This window comes from Citrobacter sp. SX206 (genome assembly GCF_024181025.1).
Taxonomy (GTDB): Bacteria; Pseudomonadota; Gammaproteobacteria; order Enterobacterales; family Enterobacteriaceae; genus Citrobacter; species Citrobacter youngae.
Map to the genome: position 1 here is coordinate 896,095 of NZ_CP049738.1, position 17,144 is coordinate 913,238.

The 17,144-nt window shown below is 51.2% G+C and carries 15 protein-coding genes; 10 read left to right on the top strand and 5 right to left on the bottom strand.

Features of this window, described 5'->3' with window-relative positions; genetic code table 11:
* The first annotated feature begins 29 nt into the window (after nucleotides 1–29).
* The 7 genes from G8S19_RS04350 to fucO all read left to right on the top strand — a co-directional run bounded on the left by G8S19_RS04350 (nucleotide 30) and on the right by fucO (nucleotide 8,205).
* Nucleotides 30–1,529 (top strand): sugar ABC transporter ATP-binding protein, encoded by a 1,500-nt coding sequence (locus tag G8S19_RS04350; RefSeq protein ID WP_199969736.1) that lies wholly within the window; start codon nucleotides 30–32, stop codon nucleotides 1,527–1,529.
* Between the two features lie 3 nt (nucleotides 1,530–1,532).
* Nucleotides 1,533–2,516: an ABC transporter permease gene (locus G8S19_RS04355; RefSeq protein ID WP_003034055.1), complete on the top strand. Its 984-nt coding sequence runs from the start codon at nucleotides 1,533–1,535 to the stop codon at nucleotides 2,514–2,516.
* 73 nt (nucleotides 2,517–2,589) lie between these two features.
* Nucleotides 2,590–3,540, top strand: coding sequence for an ABC transporter substrate-binding protein (locus G8S19_RS04360; protein ID WP_061068495.1), 951 nt, complete (start codon nucleotides 2,590–2,592; stop codon nucleotides 3,538–3,540).
* Nucleotides 3,541–3,593: 53 nt separating this feature from the next.
* The gene (locus tag G8S19_RS04365) at nucleotides 3,594–5,174 is read left to right on the top strand and encodes an FGGY-family carbohydrate kinase (protein ID WP_199969738.1); all 1,581 of its coding nucleotides are present in this window, start codon (nucleotides 3,594–3,596) and stop codon (nucleotides 5,172–5,174) included.
* A 66-nt stretch (nucleotides 5,175–5,240) separates the two neighbouring features.
* Entirely contained in the window at nucleotides 5,241–6,239 is a 999-nt protein-coding gene (locus G8S19_RS04370) for a LacI family DNA-binding transcriptional regulator (RefSeq protein ID WP_061068493.1), read from the top strand.
* A gap of 142 nt (nucleotides 6,240–6,381) precedes the next feature.
* Entirely contained in the window at nucleotides 6,382–7,029 is a 648-nt protein-coding gene (fucA, locus tag G8S19_RS04375; RefSeq protein ID WP_005130946.1) for an L-fuculose-phosphate aldolase, read from the top strand.
* Nucleotides 7,030–7,056: 27 nt separating this feature from the next.
* Complete coding sequence (gene fucO, locus G8S19_RS04380; RefSeq protein ID WP_124020856.1) at nucleotides 7,057–8,205, top strand: lactaldehyde reductase; 1,149 nt, start codon at nucleotides 7,057–7,059, stop codon at nucleotides 8,203–8,205.
* A 75-nt stretch (nucleotides 8,206–8,280) separates the two neighbouring features.
* On the opposite strand, the gene xni is transcribed toward fucO, so the two are convergent.
* From xni to queF, 5 genes are all read right to left on the bottom strand, one after another.
* Entirely contained in the window at nucleotides 8,281–9,036 is a 756-nt protein-coding gene (gene xni / locus G8S19_RS04385; RefSeq protein ID WP_061068492.1) for a flap endonuclease Xni, read from the bottom strand.
* 151 nt (nucleotides 9,037–9,187) lie between these two features.
* Complete coding sequence (locus tag G8S19_RS04390; protein WP_253686151.1) at nucleotides 9,188–10,555, bottom strand: L-serine ammonia-lyase; 1,368 nt, start codon at nucleotides 10,553–10,555, stop codon at nucleotides 9,188–9,190.
* Between the two features lie 53 nt (nucleotides 10,556–10,608).
* The gene (locus G8S19_RS04395) at nucleotides 10,609–11,898 is read right to left on the bottom strand and encodes an HAAAP family serine/threonine permease (protein ID WP_003034073.1); all 1,290 of its coding nucleotides are present in this window, start codon (nucleotides 11,896–11,898) and stop codon (nucleotides 10,609–10,611) included.
* A gap of 559 nt (nucleotides 11,899–12,457) precedes the next feature.
* Nucleotides 12,458–13,822, bottom strand: a complete 1,365-nt coding sequence (gene ppnN, locus G8S19_RS04400) for a nucleotide 5'-monophosphate nucleosidase PpnN (protein ID WP_005130941.1) — start codon at nucleotides 13,820–13,822, stop codon at nucleotides 12,458–12,460.
* A 113-nt stretch (nucleotides 13,823–13,935) separates the two neighbouring features.
* Entirely contained in the window at nucleotides 13,936–14,784 is an 849-nt protein-coding gene (gene queF, locus G8S19_RS04405; protein ID WP_048213082.1) for an NADPH-dependent 7-cyano-7-deazaguanine reductase QueF, read from the bottom strand.
* A 68-nt stretch (nucleotides 14,785–14,852) separates the two neighbouring features.
* Here queF and syd point away from each other — a divergent pair, with 68 nt between their 5' ends.
* From syd to truC, 3 genes are all read left to right on the top strand, one after another.
* Entirely contained in the window at nucleotides 14,853–15,398 is a 546-nt protein-coding gene (syd, locus tag G8S19_RS04410; RefSeq protein WP_048213081.1) for a SecY-interacting protein, read from the top strand.
* Nucleotides 15,399–16,031: 633 nt separating this feature from the next.
* Nucleotides 16,032–16,361: a YqcC family protein gene (locus G8S19_RS04415; RefSeq protein WP_048213080.1), complete on the top strand. Its 330-nt coding sequence runs from the start codon at nucleotides 16,032–16,034 to the stop codon at nucleotides 16,359–16,361.
* Nucleotides 16,361–17,143 carry a tRNA pseudouridine(65) synthase TruC gene (truC, locus tag G8S19_RS04420; RefSeq protein WP_253686153.1) on the top strand — a complete coding sequence of 261 codons (783 nt, stop codon included), beginning with the start codon at nucleotides 16,361–16,363 and terminating at the stop codon, nucleotides 17,141–17,143. The genes G8S19_RS04415 and truC overlap by 1 nt, the downstream gene beginning before the upstream one ends.
* Nucleotide 17,144 lies beyond the last annotated feature (1 nt).

Sequence of the window (17,144 nt, forward strand, 5' to 3'; positions counted from 1 at the left end):
ACAGTTTCTGTATATTGAGGAAAGCAGCAATGTCTGAAACATTTTTACAGATGAGTCATATTACGAAACGTTTTCCCGGCGTATTAGCGTTGAGTAATGTGGATTTTACTTTACGCAAAGGTGAGGTTCATGCGCTGTTGGGGGAGAATGGCGCGGGAAAGTCTACCCTGATGAAAATTTTATCCGGTGTATATCAACCTGATGAAGGGGATATTATTTTTGAGAACCAACCCGTTTCGTTTGCAAACCCATTGAGCGCACAAAGCGTAGGTATCACCATTATTCATCAGGAGTTTAACCTTTTTCCTGAACTGACGGTCGAAGACAATATATTTATTGGCAGGGAGTTTTGCAAAAATAATCGCTGGCGTCTGGATGAGAAACAACAGCGGCAGGCTGCGATCGATATTTTGCAAAAATTAAACCTGAATATCTCCCCAGACACGATGGTTGCCGATCTTACTGTTGCTCAGCAACAAATGGTTGAGATTGCGAAAGCGATATCGGTGAATGCCAAGATTCTTATTATGGATGAACCAACGGCGGCGTTGACGGAAACCGAAATTGACAGTTTATTCCGGGTTACACGCTTACTTAAAGAACAGGGAACGGGCATCGTTTATATCTCGCACCGACTGGAGGAACTGGCGCTGATAGCCGATCGCGCTACCGTCATGCGTGATGGACAGTTTATTGCCACCGTGGATTATGACTCGGTCAAAATCAGCGACCTGATTGCCATGATGGTTGGGCGTGACCTTGGCAATATCTATCCCCGTCGGGAGCCGCAACCCCAGCGTAAACCGGTGCTGGAAGTCAGTGGCCTGACGCGCAAAGGCGTACTGAACAATATCGATTTTACCTTGCATCAGGGGGAAATCTTAGGTTTTGCTGGGCTGATGGGGGCCGGGCGTACTGAGCTGGCACGGGCTATCTTTGGTGCCGATCCTATCGACAGCGGAACCATCAAGTTGAACGGTAAAGAGACGGTAATCAAGGATATTCCTGATGCCATCCAGCAGGGTATTAGCTACTTAACCGAGGACAGAAAAAAAGAGGGCCTGGCATTAGGATTGTCCGTTGAACGCAATATTATGCTAGGAAATTACCCCGAATATTCCAACCGATATGGCAATGTGGACAGCAAACGTTGTCAGCAAACCAGCGAAGAGCAGGTGAAAGCACTGCGTATTAAGACGCCGCATCTTGAACAGGCTGCGTTGAATTTAAGTGGCGGTAATCAGCAAAAAATTATTATTGCCAGATGGGTATGCAAAGACACCGACATTCTCATCTTTGATGAACCCACCCGCGGTATTGATGTGGGAGCCAAACTTGAAATTTATGAATTAATGAATCGACTGGTGGCAAAAGGGAAATCAATTATCATGATTTCCTCTGAATTACCGGAAGTGCTGGGTATGTGCGATCGCATTTTAGTTATGCGTAATGGGCGTATTACCGGAGAGTTAGCTTCTGATGACGCCACACAAGAAAAAATCATGCAATATGCGACGTTAGAGGACTAATTTATGACTATCTCTGTAACCTCTTCAGACAGCAATAATAAGAAAATAAAAATTAACAAAGAGCTTTTAATGCGCCTGGCGCCGCTTTTGAGTCTGATTATTCTGGTGATATTTTTTAGTTTTGGATCACCTTTCTTCTTTAACACTGAAAACATTATGACAATTGCCCTGCAAACCTCGGTGATTGGCATCATGGCGATTGGCGTTACCTTCGTCATTATCACTTCAGGAATCGACCTTTCTCTTGGCTCGGTAGTGGCCTTTTCTGGTGTTGCGGTAGGTATCAGCGCCACGCTGGGATTACCTCTGCCCGTATGTATTTTGGCGGGTGTGCTGGCGGGTGGATTATGCGGCTATATCAATGGATTGCTGGTCACTAAAATGACTATTCCGCCCTTTATTGCCACCCTGGGTCTGATGATGTCCGTCAGAGGCATCAATATGGTAATGACTGACGGCCGGGCAATTTACTTTGCTGATTATCCCACATTCAAGATGCTGGCGCAGGGACGCTTGTTCGATGTGCTGCCTTACCCCGTTTTTTACCTCGTGGTTGTCGCACTGATCGCCGCATATATCCTCAAGAAAACGGTGATTGGCCGCTATGTCTATGCCGTGGGCAGTAATGAGGTTGCTGCACATCTTTCCGGGATTAAAGTCCAGCGCGTGAAAATTTTCGTCTACGCATTTTGTGGTCTGCTGACCGGGATTGCCGGGGTCATTCTGGCCTCTCGTTTGAACTCGGGCCAGCCGACCGTCGGCGTGGGCTATGAACTGGAAGCCATTGCTGCGGTGGTCATTGGCGGTACCAGCCTGATGGGGGGGATTGGCACTATTGGCGGCACCATTATCGGCGCATTCATTATGAGCGTGTTGAAAAATGGTCTGAACCTGATGGGCGTCTCGCAGTTCTGGCAAATGGTGGCCATGGGCGTAGTCGTTATCGCCGCGGTTTATCTCGACACTTTACGCAAAAAAATTCGTTGATTTACGCACCCGGAAGTCACGGGACAACATAACCCTGACGTTTAGGGTGACTCACTCAGAACGGAGTAAAACAATGAGAACCAGGAATTTTGTCTATGCGTTATCCCTGCTGGCCTGCATGACATCCAGCGCACTGGCTAAAGATATGAACCTTCCTGTGGTCAGTAAAGGCTTCCAGCATGAATTCTGGCAGACCGTAAAAATGGGTACCGAAGCGGCAGCGAAAGAGTTGGGCGATAAGACCAGCTATGTTGGGCCTGCCGATGAAACTCAGATTGCCGAGCAGATTCAGTTGGTTGAAAACGCAATGGCGCAAAAACCTAATGGGTTGCTGTTGGCGGCATTAGACGCCAATGCGCTTGCGCCATTAGTGGAAACAGCGAATTCACGCGGCATCAAGGTGGTGACGTTTGACTCAGGCGTAAATTCTGACATTCCTGTCAGCTTTGTGGCAACGAATAACCGTAAAGCAGGGGCTGAAGCGGCAGATGCTCTCGCTGCACAAGTGGGTAGCAAAGGGAAAGTCGGCATTATTGCGCACGTGGCTGGAACCTCTTCCGCAATTGAACGTTCGGAAGGTTTTGTGGCCAGAATGAAGGAAAAATATCCGGATATCAAAGTTCTGCCGGTTCAGTACAGTGATGGCGATCCGCAAAAAGCGATGGATAAAACCATCGATATGATCCAGGCAAACCCCGATATTGCCGGGATCTACGGCACCAATGAAGGCTCAACGCTGGGTGTGGCGAACGCCATTGATAGCCAAAACCTGAAAGGTAAAGTGAAGGTGATTGGTTTTGATAGCACCGAAGCAATCATTGCCTTCTTGAAATCTGGCGTGATCCAGGGCTTTGTTGTACAGGATGCGTACCAGATTGGCTATCAGGGTATTAAGACGCTGAATGCGGCCGTGTCAGGTCAGTCAGTACCGAAAGAAATTGATATTCCGGTGAAATTTGTTAATGCGCAGAACATTGATACACCGGAAATCGACAAGCTATTGCACCCATTCGGTAAAAAATAAGACCGCGGGGGCGGTACATTCGCCCCATTATTAGCCAGCGTCAGGGAGCTACTATGAGCAGTGGATATTTCCTCGGAGTGGATGTCGGTTCCGCCAGTGTCAGGGCTGGTGTTTTTGATGCCAGTGGCAAACGGCTGGCTTTTGCGACATTCCCTATCTCGCAGTTTCGACCAGGCCCCGAGCGGGTAGAGCAGTCATCTGCCGAAATCTGGCAGCAGGTTTGCCATGCCGTGAAGGAGGCTGTGTCGTCAGCCGGGGTTGGCGTTGAGGAGATCCGCTCGCTGGGGTTTGATGCCACCTGTTCGTTAGTGGCTCTGGATGAACAGGGGCAGGGGCTGGCGGTTTCACCTGGTGAACCGTCAGACCACAACATCATCATGTGGATGGATCATCGTGCGGTGCAGGAGACGCAGCGTATCAACGCTACACAGGACCCGGCGTTGCGTTATGTCGGTGGTGAAGTCAGTGTCGAAATGGAACTACCCAAAGCGTTGTGGCTAAAAAACCATTTCCCCGCGACCTGGCAGAGTGCACACCGCTTCTACGATCTGGCGGATTTTTTGGTCTGGAAAGCCACCGCTTGTGATGTTGCTGGTCTGTGTACTTTAACCTGTAAATGGAACTATCTGGCACATGAGCAACGCTTTAGCCACTCCCTGCTGGATGCGGTTGAATTAACTGATTTACTCAACAAAATTCCGTCACGGATCCTGCCCCCGGGCGCGGCCGTTGGGACGCTCAGCCCCGATGCGGCACAGGCGCTGGGATTGACGACAGCGGTGGTAGTCGCCAGTGGCATGATTGATGCGCATGCGGGTGGCGTGGCGCTTGCCGGTGCCGAGCCTGCGGGAACATTGGCGTTGATCAGCGGAACATCAAATTGCCATATGCTGTGCAGCGAGCAGGAGATTCATACATCGGGTGTATGGGGGCCGTACTGGTCCGCTATGCTGCCTGGTTACTGGCTGACGGAAGGGGGGCAAAGCGCGGCTGGGGCGCTGGTTGACTGGACGCTTCAGGAGTCGGGTGCCAGCGCTGAGCTGTTTCACAAAGCTGAGGCCCGGGGTTGCCATCCCATCGTTTTAGTTAATGAATGGGTTGCCGCACTTGAGGAGCAGGAGTCTGAGCCTGGTCGTTATCTGCATGTGCTGGCCGATCACCACGGTAACCGTTCCCCGCGTGCACGACCCGATGCCCGGGGCAGCGTTTGCGGTTTGACGCTTGAACGAGGTGAGATGCAGGTTGCTCGTCTGTATCTGGCGACATTACAGGCGATTGCCTGCGGCACGCGACACATTATGGAAGTGATGCGCGAAAACGGTCATACCATTTCTCGACTGACGCTATGTGGCGGTGCAACACACAATCCTCTGTGGTTGCGAGAGTATGCAGACGCCACCGGATGCGATATTCATCTTATGCAGGAAGAAGATGCGGTGACGTTAGGTGCGGCTATCACCGGTGCAGTGGCCAGCGGGGTGTGGGCAGATGTTCCCTCCGCCTGCCGGGCGATGGTTTGCCCAGGTGGGGTGATTAAAGCGAATCCGGCACGACAGGACTTCTATGACCGTAAATACCAGGCATATCTGATGATGTGGGATCAACAGCAGGCGCTTAACCAGGTTATGCAGTAAGACAAAAGTTTAAAATACTTTTATGATTGTGAATTGACGTTTTTGGATGTGAACTGGGACATATAAATGGCTAAAACAGTAGAACAGATAGCCAGCGATCTGAATTTATCGGTGACGACCGTGCGACTGGTGCTGAACGGGAAGGCTGAGCAATATCGTATCAGTGTCAAAACCCAAACGCGTATTAATGAATACGTTGAACGGTATGGTTATGTCATAAACCATTCAGCCCGCAGCCTGAAACTGAATAAAACAGATACGTTGGGGCTGATTGTACCCAATATATCTAACGTCTTTTTTGCCACACTGGCCGAGAAACTTGAACAACGTTGTCGTCGTTCTGGATATCAATTAACGATTAGTTGTACCTACGATGATGTTGATTACGAAAACAAATTAACGAAAGCGTTAATAGCTCGTAATGTTGATGGCCTGTTTATTGTTCCTTCAACATTAGAGAATCAGCAACACCATTTGCGTCAGGTCAGAAAACCGATGGTGCTACTCGACAGGGATTTTAAGTATACCGATAACGCGCTGGTTGAAAGTCATAACATTTTAGGCGGTGAAAAGCTGACGCAAAGTTTGTTTGATGCAGGCAAATCTCCGATCTGGTTTTTAGTCGGGGATACCGGATTGCCCAGTATTGGCGATCGTTTAAAAGGTTACCTTAACGCGTTGAACAATAATGGAATTTCTCATCGTGACTGGGTGCGTGAAGGTCCGGATAATACGCCGGATGGTGGTTATCGGTTGATGGATAAATTGATCAACGAACAGGGCTGTCCGCAGGCGTTTATTGCCTCATCATTACCTGTACTGGAAGGTGCCGTCATTGCTATTCGCAATCGTTTCGGTGTGATTCCACCGGATATTAATATCGGGACATTTGATGAACATCCCATGCTGGGATTCCTCGCGAATAATGTCTGGTCGATGCAGCAGGATGAAAATGTCTGGGCGGAAAAAGCTTTCGCTATGATGATGAGTGCTATTGATGACCAGCCCATTAAAGAAACTGTAAAAGTTGAGATGAAACTAATTAAGCGCGTAAGACAACAATAATTCGTCGCACTAACTAAATCGGCCAACTGAATCTGAATAAATGTGTTCAGTGGCTGCTCATACCTGAAACCTGACCCGTCTTACTCTGCGGCTGCATTTTTTCGCAATAAAGACGAGGGGCAACTGTACCCGGAGAATCATTATGGAAAGAATGCGTTTATCACGTGAAATCATCGAAACCTGCCTTGAAATGACCCGTCTTGGGTTGAATCAGGGGACCGCAGGAAATGTAAGTGCGCGCTATGAAAATGGAATGCTGATCACACCCAGCGGTATCCCTTACGAAAGACTCACTGAAAACATGATCGTGTTCGTAGATAACGACGGCAAATATGATAAAGGACAATTACCTTCCAGTGAATGGCGTTTTCACCTGGCGGCTTATCAGACGCGCCCGGATGCCAATGCAGTCGTTCATAACCATGCGATTCATTGCACCGCCGTGTCGATTTTGAACCGTCCTATTCCGGCAATCCATTACATGATTGCCGCGGCTGGGGGGAACTCTATCCCGTGTGCGCCGTATGCGACGTTTGGTACACGAGAGCTGTCAGAGCATGTGAGCGTCGCGCTGAAAAGCCGTAAGGCAACGTTGTTGCAGCACCACGGGTTGATTGCCTGTGAAGCGAATCTGGAAAAAGCACTATGGCTGGCGCATGAAGTCGAAGTCCTGGCCCGCCTTTATCTAAGCACCCTGGCGATTGTCGACCCGGTGCCGGTGCTGGATGACGAAGAGATCGCCATTGTGCTGGAGAAATTCAAATCTTACGGATTACGAATTGAAGAGTAATTTCGCATAGCGAAAAGGAGAAATACGATGGCGAACAGAATGATTCTGAATGAAACGGCATGGTTTGGCCGGGGAGCTGTTGGGGCATTAACGGACGAGGTCATCCGTCGGGGTTATCGCAAGGCTTTGATTGTCACCGATGCAAACCTGGTACAGTGCGGCGTTGTCGATAAGGTGACATCCCGTATGGATGCCGCCGGTTTGCCGTGGGAAATCTATTCCGGTGTGATCCCAAATCCTACAATTGCAGTGGTGAAGGAGGGATTGGAAGTCTTTCAGCAAAGTGGCGCAGATTATCTGATAGCTATAGGCGGCGGCTCCCCGCAGGATACCTGCAAAGCGATTGGCATTATCCACAATAACCCTGAGTTTGCCGATGTACGCAGCCTTGAAGGGTTATCGCCAACACGTGCTGCGAGCGTACCGGTGATGGCAATCCCTACGACGGCAGGGACGGCGGCGGAAGTGACCATTAACTACGTGATCACGGACGAAGAAAATCGGCGTAAATTTGTCTGTGTCGATCCGCATGACATTCCGCAGGTGGCGTTTATTGATGCCGATATGATGGATGGTATGCCTGCCGCGTTAAAAGCGGCGACCGGGGTCGATGCGTTGACCCATGCTATTGAAGGTTATATTACGCGGGCGGCGTGGGCACTCACTGACGCGTTGCACATCAAAGCCATTGAGATCATTGCCGGGGCGTTGCGCGGCTCTGTTAATGGTGACAGCCAGTCTGGTGAGGCAATGGCGCTGGGTCAGTACGTTGCCGGAATGGGATTTTCAAACGTCGGTCTGGGGCTCGTGCACGGGATGGCACACCCGCTAGGGGCCTTTTATAACACTCCGCACGGCGTCGCCAATGCCATTTTGTTACCGCACGTGATGCACTACAACGCCGAATACACCGGAGAGAAATTCCGCGATATCGCCCGGGTGATGGGGGTGAAAGTGGAAGGTTTAACGCTGGAAGAGGCGCGTAAGGCTGCGGTAGATGCTGTGTTTGCGCTTAACCGCGATGTGGGGATCCCGCCGCACTTACGTGATGTGGGGGTACGTAAGGAAGATATTCCTGCGCTGGCGCAGGCGGCATTTGACGATGTTTGCACTGGCGGTAATCCGCGTGAAGCAAGCATTGCCGATATTGTCGAGCTTTACCATACCGCCTGGTAATCACCTGGCGTTTATCCGGCCTACTGGAGGGACGATGCGTAGGCCGGATAAGCGCAGCGCCATCCGGCAATAAGACTACCGTGCCAGCCGTAGCTGCTGGAGATTTCCGTCAATATGTAAGTCCGTTTGCAGCCGCGCGATATCACGGCACAGAAACGCCATCTCCTGGTGCATCTCCAGTTTCTTGCGCCACTTTTCCGGCACGTCTTCCAGATGTGCGTAAATCCCTTCCAGATGCTGAAACTGCATGAGTAGCTGTGTTGCACTCTTGGGACCAATACCTGCAACGCCCGGCACTTTTGAGCTGCTGATCCCGGCCAGTCCCCAATAATCTGGCAATTGCTGAGGCATTACACCAAATTCTTTCTCAATGAACGGCGCGTCCAGCCAGCGCTTCTGGAAATAGTCGCGAATGCGTAATGTTGGGGAGAGCAGTTGGCAATAACCTTTATCTGTCGAAACGATGGTGGCCTGATGTCCCGCCTGGGTGACTTTCACCGCCAGCGTTGCGGCTAAATCATCGGCTTCATTCCCGCTCGAGACCCAACAACAGACGCCGTGTTGTTCAAAAGCGGCGCGTAAGGCGGGCATTTCCTTGTGTAAATCGTCAGGCATTGGCGGGCGACCGGCTTTGTAGTCAGGTAAGCGTTGGTGACGCCAGCCGCTGTTGCGCGCTTCGTCATCAAATACCGCCACGGCGTGTGTGGGCTGACTGTGCACAATCAACTGATCGAGCGCGTGCTGGCACGTCTCCACGCAGGGCGACCCCTGGACGGCGTGAATGCGACGAATGAGATTGAGTGCATCGACAATGAGCAGATGGACGGCCACGGTGTTCTCCCTGATAAATCAGGCTGTAGGGTAACATTCACAGTGGGGGGAGGCGAAGATCTGAAACAACATTTTGCCGGATGGCGGCTGACGCCTTATCCGGCCTACAAATGACTGTGGCACTGTAGGCCGGATAAGTTTGCGCCAGGGATTAATCGCAGGTAACGATCTTCATCGCCAGACCGCCACGCGAGGTTTCGCGGTATTTGGCATTCATATCTTTACCTGTCTCGTACATGGTCTCGATAACTTTATCGAGGCATACACGAGGCTCGCTGGTACGGCGCAGCGCCATACGAGCAGCGTTCACCGCTTTCACCGATGCAATGGCGTTACGCTCAATGCACGGAACCTGAACTTGTCCGGCAACTGGATCGCAGGTCAGACCCAGGTTGTGTTCCATACCGATTTCTGCGGCGATACATACCTGCGTCGGGCTACCGCCCAGCAGTTCTACCAGACCCGCCGCCGCCATAGAACACGCCACGCCGACTTCACCCTGACAGCCCACTTCAGCACCCGAAATTGAGGCATTCATCTTGTACAGGGAACCGATGGCGCTCGCGACCAGCATATAGCGTGCCAGTGAGTTAGCGTTCACTTCGCGGATAAACTTGTCATAGTACGCCAGCACTGCAGGAACAATCCCGCATGCGCCGTTCGTCGGGGCGGTAACTACACGTCCACCGGCAGCGTTCTCTTCGTTCACGGCCAGCGCAAACATGTTGATCCAGTCTACAACCGCCATCGGGTCAGTCGTGGTTTTGTCACTGCTAACCAGCATACGACGCAGTGCTGCCGCACGACGCGGAACGCGCAGTTTGCCCGGCAATACGCCTTCGGTGGTGATACCGCGTTCAATTCCACTGCGCATCACTTCCCAGACGTTTGCAAAGTGCTGTTCCAGCTCTTCTTTGCTGTGCAGGGCTAGTTCGTTCTGCATCATCAGGCCGGAAAGTGATAGTCCGGTTTCCTGACAGTGTCGTTGCAAATCGGCTGCGGATGTATACGGATACGGCACGTTTACCGGATTGTTATTCGGCAAACCAAAGTGTTCTTCATCAACGATAAATCCACCGCCGATGGAATAGTACGTCTGGCTGTAAATGGCTTTTTCGCCTGCCAGTGCGGTAATACGCATCCCGTTTTCGTGCAGGGACAGATTGTCCGCATGGAAATTCATGCACTTATCAACCGGGAATTCGACCTCATGTTGACCGTCCGCCAGCAGCAAACGTCCATGAGTATTCACATCCTGGATAAAGGCCGGGATAGCATCAATGTCTACGGTATCCGGCAGATTACCCGCCAGGCCCATAATAATCGCGATGTCGGTATGGTGACCTTTCCCGGTCAGGGACAGAGAGCCATAGACATCAACCACTACGCGGGTTACGTCAGTGAGAATTCCGCGTGCAATCAGGTCATCCGTGAATTGTTTGCCTGCTTTCATCGGGCCAACAGTATGGGAGCTGGAAGGGCCAATGCCGATTTTGAAAATATCGAATACGCTAATCATGAGGCGTCCATTGTGTATCGAGGTGCGCCGCCCCGAAGAGCGGCGCAGGGGAATTAACTGAACAGAGAGTAGAAAATAGCGGAGATAGCGATCAGGCCCATAATCACAACGAACACGTTGCTGATATGGCCGCTGTATTTACGCATTGCCGGTACTTTCTGAATCGCATACATCGGCATCAGGAACAGAATCATCGCGATGATTGGGCCACCCAGGGTCTCAATCATACCGAGGATGCTCGGGTTCAGCGTCGCCACAATCCAGGTGGTTACCAGCATGAACAGTGCAGTGATTTTGTTCAGTTTGTTGATTTCGATGGATTTGCCTTTGCCGCGCAGAGACTTAATCACCATCCCGTTGAAGCCTTCACGTGCGCCCAGGTAGTGGCCGAGGAAGGATTTGGTGATAGCGATAATCGCGATGATCGGTGCCATCCAGGCAATAATCGGTGCGTTAAAGTGGTTTGCCAGGTAAGACAGGATAGAGATGTTCTGTTCTTTCGCTGCAGCCAGATCCGCCGGAGTCAGGCTGAATACGCAGCTGAAGACGAAGAACATAACGGTCAGTACCATCATGATGTGAGCGAATGCCAGAATCTTGGAGCATTTCTTCTCTGCTTCATCACCGTACTCTTCACGCTTCGCCACGGCGAAGGAGGAGATGATCGGGGAGTGGTTGAAGGAGAACACCATTACCGGAATCGCCAGCCACAGGGTCAACAGCAGGCCGTTGCCGGTGGTTGCCGCAGAGTCAAAAGACATGGTTTCCAGAATCGCACCGCTCCACTGAGGGATCAGGTACAGCGCCAGCAGCATCAGAGCCGCAACGAACGGGAATACCAGGATGCTCATCGCCTTAACGATCATCTGCTCACCGAAGCGCACGATGGTCATCATGCCGACAATCAGGATCAGAGAGAGGATTGCACGCGGCGGCGGCGTAATCGCCAACTGGTGAGTCAGGAAGCTTTCAACGGTGTTGGTGATTGCTACGCTGTAAACCAACAGAATCGGGTAGATAGCGAAGAAGTAGAGCAGAGTAATCAGTTTACCTGCGCCAACGCCAAAGTGTTCTTCTACAACTTCAGTGATGTCTTCACCCGGATTTTTACCGGACAACACGAAGCGGGTCAGACCACGGTGAGCAAAGAAGGTCATTGGGAAGGCAAGAATGGCCATGATGATCAGCGGGATCATACCGCCAACGCCTGCGTTAATTGGCAGGAATAATACACCCGCGCCAATCGCCGTGCCGTAAAGGCCCAGCATCCACATGGTGTCTGTCTTGCGCCATGCGCTGCGGGTCTGGCCCGTAACGATAGTGCTGGTTTGCGTGTTTTCCATCTGTTTCTCCTGGAGGAAGCTTAAAAAGTCGGGTTTGGGTTCAATCCAATGAAAAAATACCCGACTGTAAAACGAAATTCGTTTAGCGATTTTTATATAATTTTTCGCCGTAATAATTTTCGGGCGGAAAGATACATTTAAGTAATGAATGTATCAGTGATCGCGATCTCAAATGCAATAATCCACCTTTTATGTGGATAAATTTGGACCATTAATCTGTTAAAAAATAGTCAAAGCGAATTTACGGGCGTGAAGGCTAACATTAACGACATATGGCATGAAAGACAGGGCGCGAAGATACGAGGGTTGCGCTATAAAAACTGTTGTTTTTAGTGAATTCTGATGACTAATTATAATTTGCGGTGATAAATCACGGTTTCCCCTGGGAGGTAATCGTTTGCGTTTTGGGGCTCGCCAGACGAAAGATAATTGATATTTATGTTATTGCGTGAGCTATGTGACTGGTATCACTAAAAAAGCCGGTTGGCTGATGCGCCAAATCCGGCTTTGATATGGACAAAACTGTCACCGCTATAGCGCTGCTAGCGGGTGTTGAAGGTTATGCGCAGATCTCGTAGCACGGGATATACGCAGTGCCCGGTAACTTCATACGATGTTGTGCAACAAAGCCCTGCAGGAGATCGTCCATGCGGCGCATCATCTCAGGGTCACCGTGGATTTTGTACGGGCCAAACTCTTCAATGGCGCGAATGCCGACTTCTTTCACGTTCCCCGCGACAATCCCGGAGAATGCGCGACGCAGGTCTGCAGCCAGCACTTCAACAGGCTGGTCTGGATACAGTTTCAGATTCGCCATGTTTTCGTGGGACGGTTCGAACGGCATCTGCAAATCAGGTGCGATACGAATTGACCAGTTAAAGCTGTAAGCATCACCTGTGTCGCGACGGTTTTCTTTCACCAGCGGCATCGCTTTTTTCATCAGACGAGCGACTTCCGCTGCATCGTCAATGATAATGCGATAGTGACGGCGCGCCTCTTCTCCCAGCGTGTGCACGATAAATTCGTCCAGCACGCGGAAGTAATCGGCGCTCTCTTTTGGCCCGGTCAGGATCAATGGCAGAACTTGATCTTTGTTGGCCGGATTCATCAGGATACCCAGCAGATACAACAGCTCTTCTGCTGTCCCTACGCCGCCCGGGAAGATGATAATGCCGTGAGCGATACGCACGAACGCTTCCAGACGTTTTTCAATGTCCGGCATGATGATGAGTTCGTTAACCAGCGGGTTTGGTGGTTCCGCCGCGATAATTGACGGCTCGGTCATACCAATAAAGCGGCTGTCTTTGTAGCGCTGCTGAGCGTGGCCGACCGCGGCGCCTTTCATTGGCGCTTCCATCGCGCCCGGACCACACCCGGTGCAGATGTTCAGTTCACGCAGGCCTAACTGAGTGCCCACGCGACGCGCATACAAGTATTCGTTCTCGTTGATGGAGTGACCGCCCCAGCAGACGACCATGTTCGGCGCTTCACCGACGTGAAGCGCCCGGGCGTTACGCAGAATGGAGAAGACCAGGTTGGTGATGTGAACCGAGCTTTCGAGATCCAGATGCTGGAAACGACCCGCGTTATGGATCTGGCCATTGACGAAAAGAATGTCGCGCAGTACGGCAAACAGGTTGGCCTGCAGCGCGCGAATGATGCGCCCATCGACAAACGCGTCTTCAGGTGGGTTGATCAGTTCCAGCTTCACGCCGCGTTCACGGCGCAGCACGTTAATGTCGAAACTTTCAAAACGAGACAGCAGCTCTTTGCTGTTGTCTGTCAAACTGCCGGAGTTCAGAACGGCAAGCGAACAGTTACGAAACAGTTGATACAGGTCGCTGCTGGCCGTGCGTTTAAGCATATCGACTTCCAGCTGCGACAACATGTCCATTGAGCCAAGCGGGCTAATATGTGTAATCAAGTAAACTCCTTACGGGACGAGAGATATCATCCTCTACTGATTACAATAGCCCTGGCTTATGACCTTTCACAACCTTGCGCGCGGAATCCGACACGCAAAATTGAGAAAAAAGATTACTGACGCACCAGTCTGCCTGTTGCGGGGGTGAAATCTGTGTTGGTGCGCCATGGGTTGATATCGAGGCCGCCGCGTCGCGTGTAGCGTGCGTATACGCTCAGTTTCTCCGGCTGACAGAAACGCAGCAGGTCATTGAAAATGCGTTCCACACACTGCTCGTGAAATTCATTGTGGTGGCGGAAGGAGACCAGATAGCGCAGCAACTTTTCCCTGTCGATTTTGCGACCGCGATACTGAATTTGTATGGAACCCCAGTCAGGCTGGTGGGTGATCAGGCAGTTGGATTTTAGCAGATGGCTGACCAGCGTCTCTTCCACCGCTTTTTCACCGCTTACGGCATTTTCCAGATAGTCGGTGCTGAACTGGTAGTTATCGATGACGATATCCTGATTGTCGATACAGGTGCCATTGAAGTGGGCTATCGGCTGCCCTTCCTGTTCGTCAAGACGATAGAGCGCTACGCTGACATCACCTTGCGCGCAGGCGCGTAGATCGTGTTCCAGCGTCTGACGGACGTGTTCCCATGAGTCAAAACGCGTCTGATTAAAACTGTTCAGATACAGCTTAAAACTTTTTGATTCAATCAGATTAACGCTGGTGTAATCCAGCTCCACATGGCCGACCGCAACCTGCGGTAAGCCGTTGGCATTCAGCCATGACAGTTCATACAGCGTCCAGATATCGGCGCCGTGAAAAGGCAGATTATCGGCCTTTAGATCCAGCGGGTCGCGGTTCAGGCTGCGCGGAACACCCTGCAGCAGGCTGGCGTCGTAAATATCCCGGTAATCCGTTGATTTTCCGAGAGTCAGGCCGTCAAGCGCCTGATGATTTTCATAAGAGGACATGTTTCACCGTCATAAACCAGATACACTATGCGACAAGTGTATCCTGGCTTTTGTGAAGAGAGAAATCAGTGGACGAATTGACAGCACAGGCGTTGGCAGCCTTTACGACGCGTTATTGCGATGCATGGCATGAAAAAAACGGCAGCTGGCCGCTGAGTGAAGAGCTGTATGGCGTACCGTCTCCGTGCATCATCTCCTCCACGAACGATGCGGTGTACTGGCAACCGCAGCCTTTTGTGGGCGAGCCGAATGTAAACGCGGTTGAACGCGCCTTTGATATTGTGGTACAACCCGCTGTTCATGCGTTTTATACCACCCAGTTTGCCGGGGACATGCACGCACAATTTGCGGATGAGAAACTTACTCTGCTGCAAACCTGGTCTGAAGATGACTTCAGGCGCGTACAGGAAAACCTGATCGGCCACCTGGTTACGCAAAAACGCCTTAAGCTCTCTCCTACACTTTTTATTGCCACACTGGACAATGAACTTGATGTTATTTCAGTGTGCAACTTGTCTGGGGAAGTCTGCAAGGAAACGCTGGGAACCCGTAAACGGACGGTTCTGGCGGCCTCGCTTGCGGAATTTCTTACTCAACTTAAGCCTGTTCTGTAATCCAGTTTGCCCTAGGGCGTGTGAGAGATCTCTTACAAACCCTGTAGGAGATTGCCAGGTGTTCAGTAAAGACTTCATCGACCGATATAATGTTAACTATTTATAATTCAATTGGTTAATGTTTTATTGATAACTTTCATATGAAAATAATCATTAGGGTATGTCTGTAAGTGTCTTGTAAGACAATGCGAAACAGGCGATTCTATCTCTGTCGACAAGGAGTCGCACAACGAAGTGAACATCAGGATGATGACACTTCGGCAGGACACACCAGGACGGTGCTGCAAGGACAGGTTTCAGGATGAAGCAAAGAGGAAAACGCGGGAAGCGTTAAAGGACACCTCCAGGATGGAGAACGAGAGCCGGTCAGGATGTTCGGCGGGTCAGGATGGCCAGGACACTTCAGGATGAAGTTTTCACATCGGGGTGATGTGAGCAGGATGCAAAAGTTCAGGATGAACGCGGTCGCAAGACCACAGGAAAAGTTGTCACGGATGAGCAGGGAGCACTAAAAGTAGCTGGAATGCTGCGAAACGAACCGGGAGCACTGTTTTTACAGTGCTCCCTTTTTTTTATTTCCTTTCTACTGGTGCTATTCTTCGCGCCAGATTTTTCATCATTGAGGTTAATTTCATGACGACTCATGACCGTGTGCGCGAGCAGTTGCATGCGCTTGAAGCACTGCTGCGTGAACATAATCACTGGCGGATGGATGAGCCAGAAGCGCATCTGTTTTCCAGCACGCAGCCTTTTTGTATGGATACCATGGAGCCGGTTGAATGGCTGCAGTGGGTGTTGATTCCCCGCATGCATGCGCTGCTTGATAATGCGCAGCCACTTCCAGAAGCGTTCGCTATTGCGCCATATTATGAAATGGCGCTGGCAGCCGATCATCCACAGCGCGATGTGATCCTGATTGCATTGCAGGATCTGGATGCGCTATTTACCAGTGATAACGCCTGATGCTGGAGATTCTCTATCTGGACCAATGGCTGGTTGCAGTCAACAAACCTTCGGGCTGGCTGGTTCATCGTAGCTGGCTCGACCGCGATGAGAAAGTGGTGGTCATGCAAACGGTGCGCGACCAGATTGGTCAGCACGTTTTTACCGCCCACCGACTCGACAGACCGACATCCGGTGTGCTGTTGATGGGGCTGTCCAGCGAGGCCGGACGACGGCTGGCACAGCAGTTTGAGCAGCATCAAATCCAAAAACGCTATCATGCGATTGTGCGTGGCTGGCTGATGGATGATGCCGTGCTGGATTATCCTTTGGTGGAAGAGCTGGACAAGATTGCCGATAAATTTGCCCGTGACGACAAAGGCCCACAGCCTGCGGTAACCCATTATCGCGGCCTGGCGACGGTTGAAATGCCGGTGGCGACCGGACGTTATCCGACCACCCGTTACGGGCTGGTGGAGCTGGATCCTAAAACCGGTCGAAAACACCAGCTCAGACGTCACCTGGCGCATTTGCGTCATCCGATTATTGGCGACAGCAAGCACGGTGATTTGCGACAAAACCGCAGCGCCGCAGAGCATTTTGGCTGCCAGCGCCTGATGTTGCATGCCAGCCAGCTTGAACTTACGCACCCCTTCACCGGTGAACCTCTGGTTATTCGCGCCGGGCTGGATGACGTCTGGATGCAGGCGCTATCACAGTTTGGCTGGCGTGGACTTCTCCCTGAGAATGAAAGGGTTGAGTTCAGCGAGCTGTCAGGTCAGGATAAGCAGATAGATTCTTAAG

What these genes read in the sequence shown, in the direction of transcription:
- fucA (WP_005130946.1), top strand. Translation starts at nt 6,382, where the DNA reads ATGGAAAGAATGCGTTTATCACGTGAAATCATCGAAACCTGCCTTGAA.
- fucO (WP_124020856.1), top strand. Translation starts at nt 7,057, where the DNA reads ATGGCGAACAGAATGATTCTGAATGAAACGGCATGGTTTGGCCGGGGA.
- G8S19_RS04390 (WP_253686151.1), bottom strand. Translation starts at nt 10,555, where the DNA reads ATGATTAGCGTATTCGATATTTTCAAAATCGGCATTGGCCCTTCCAGC.
- G8S19_RS04355 (WP_003034055.1), top strand. Translation starts at nt 1,533, where the DNA reads ATGACTATCTCTGTAACCTCTTCAGACAGCAATAATAAGAAAATAAAA.
- G8S19_RS04395 (WP_003034073.1), bottom strand. Translation starts at nt 11,898, where the DNA reads ATGGAAAACACGCAAACCAGCACTATCGTTACGGGCCAGACCCGCAGC.
- G8S19_RS04365 (WP_199969738.1), top strand. Translation starts at nt 3,594, where the DNA reads ATGAGCAGTGGATATTTCCTCGGAGTGGATGTCGGTTCCGCCAGTGTC.
- G8S19_RS04415 (WP_048213080.1), top strand. Translation starts at nt 16,032, where the DNA reads ATGACGACTCATGACCGTGTGCGCGAGCAGTTGCATGCGCTTGAAGCA.
- queF (WP_048213082.1), bottom strand. Translation starts at nt 14,784, where the DNA reads ATGTCCTCTTATGAAAATCATCAGGCGCTTGACGGCCTGACTCTCGGA.
- truC (WP_253686153.1), top strand. Translation starts at nt 16,361, where the DNA reads ATGCTGGAGATTCTCTATCTGGACCAATGGCTGGTTGCAGTCAACAAA.
- G8S19_RS04350 (WP_199969736.1), top strand. Translation starts at nt 30, where the DNA reads ATGTCTGAAACATTTTTACAGATGAGTCATATTACGAAACGTTTTCCC.
- G8S19_RS04370 (WP_061068493.1), top strand. Translation starts at nt 5,241, where the DNA reads ATGGCTAAAACAGTAGAACAGATAGCCAGCGATCTGAATTTATCGGTG.
- G8S19_RS04360 (WP_061068495.1), top strand. Translation starts at nt 2,590, where the DNA reads ATGAGAACCAGGAATTTTGTCTATGCGTTATCCCTGCTGGCCTGCATG.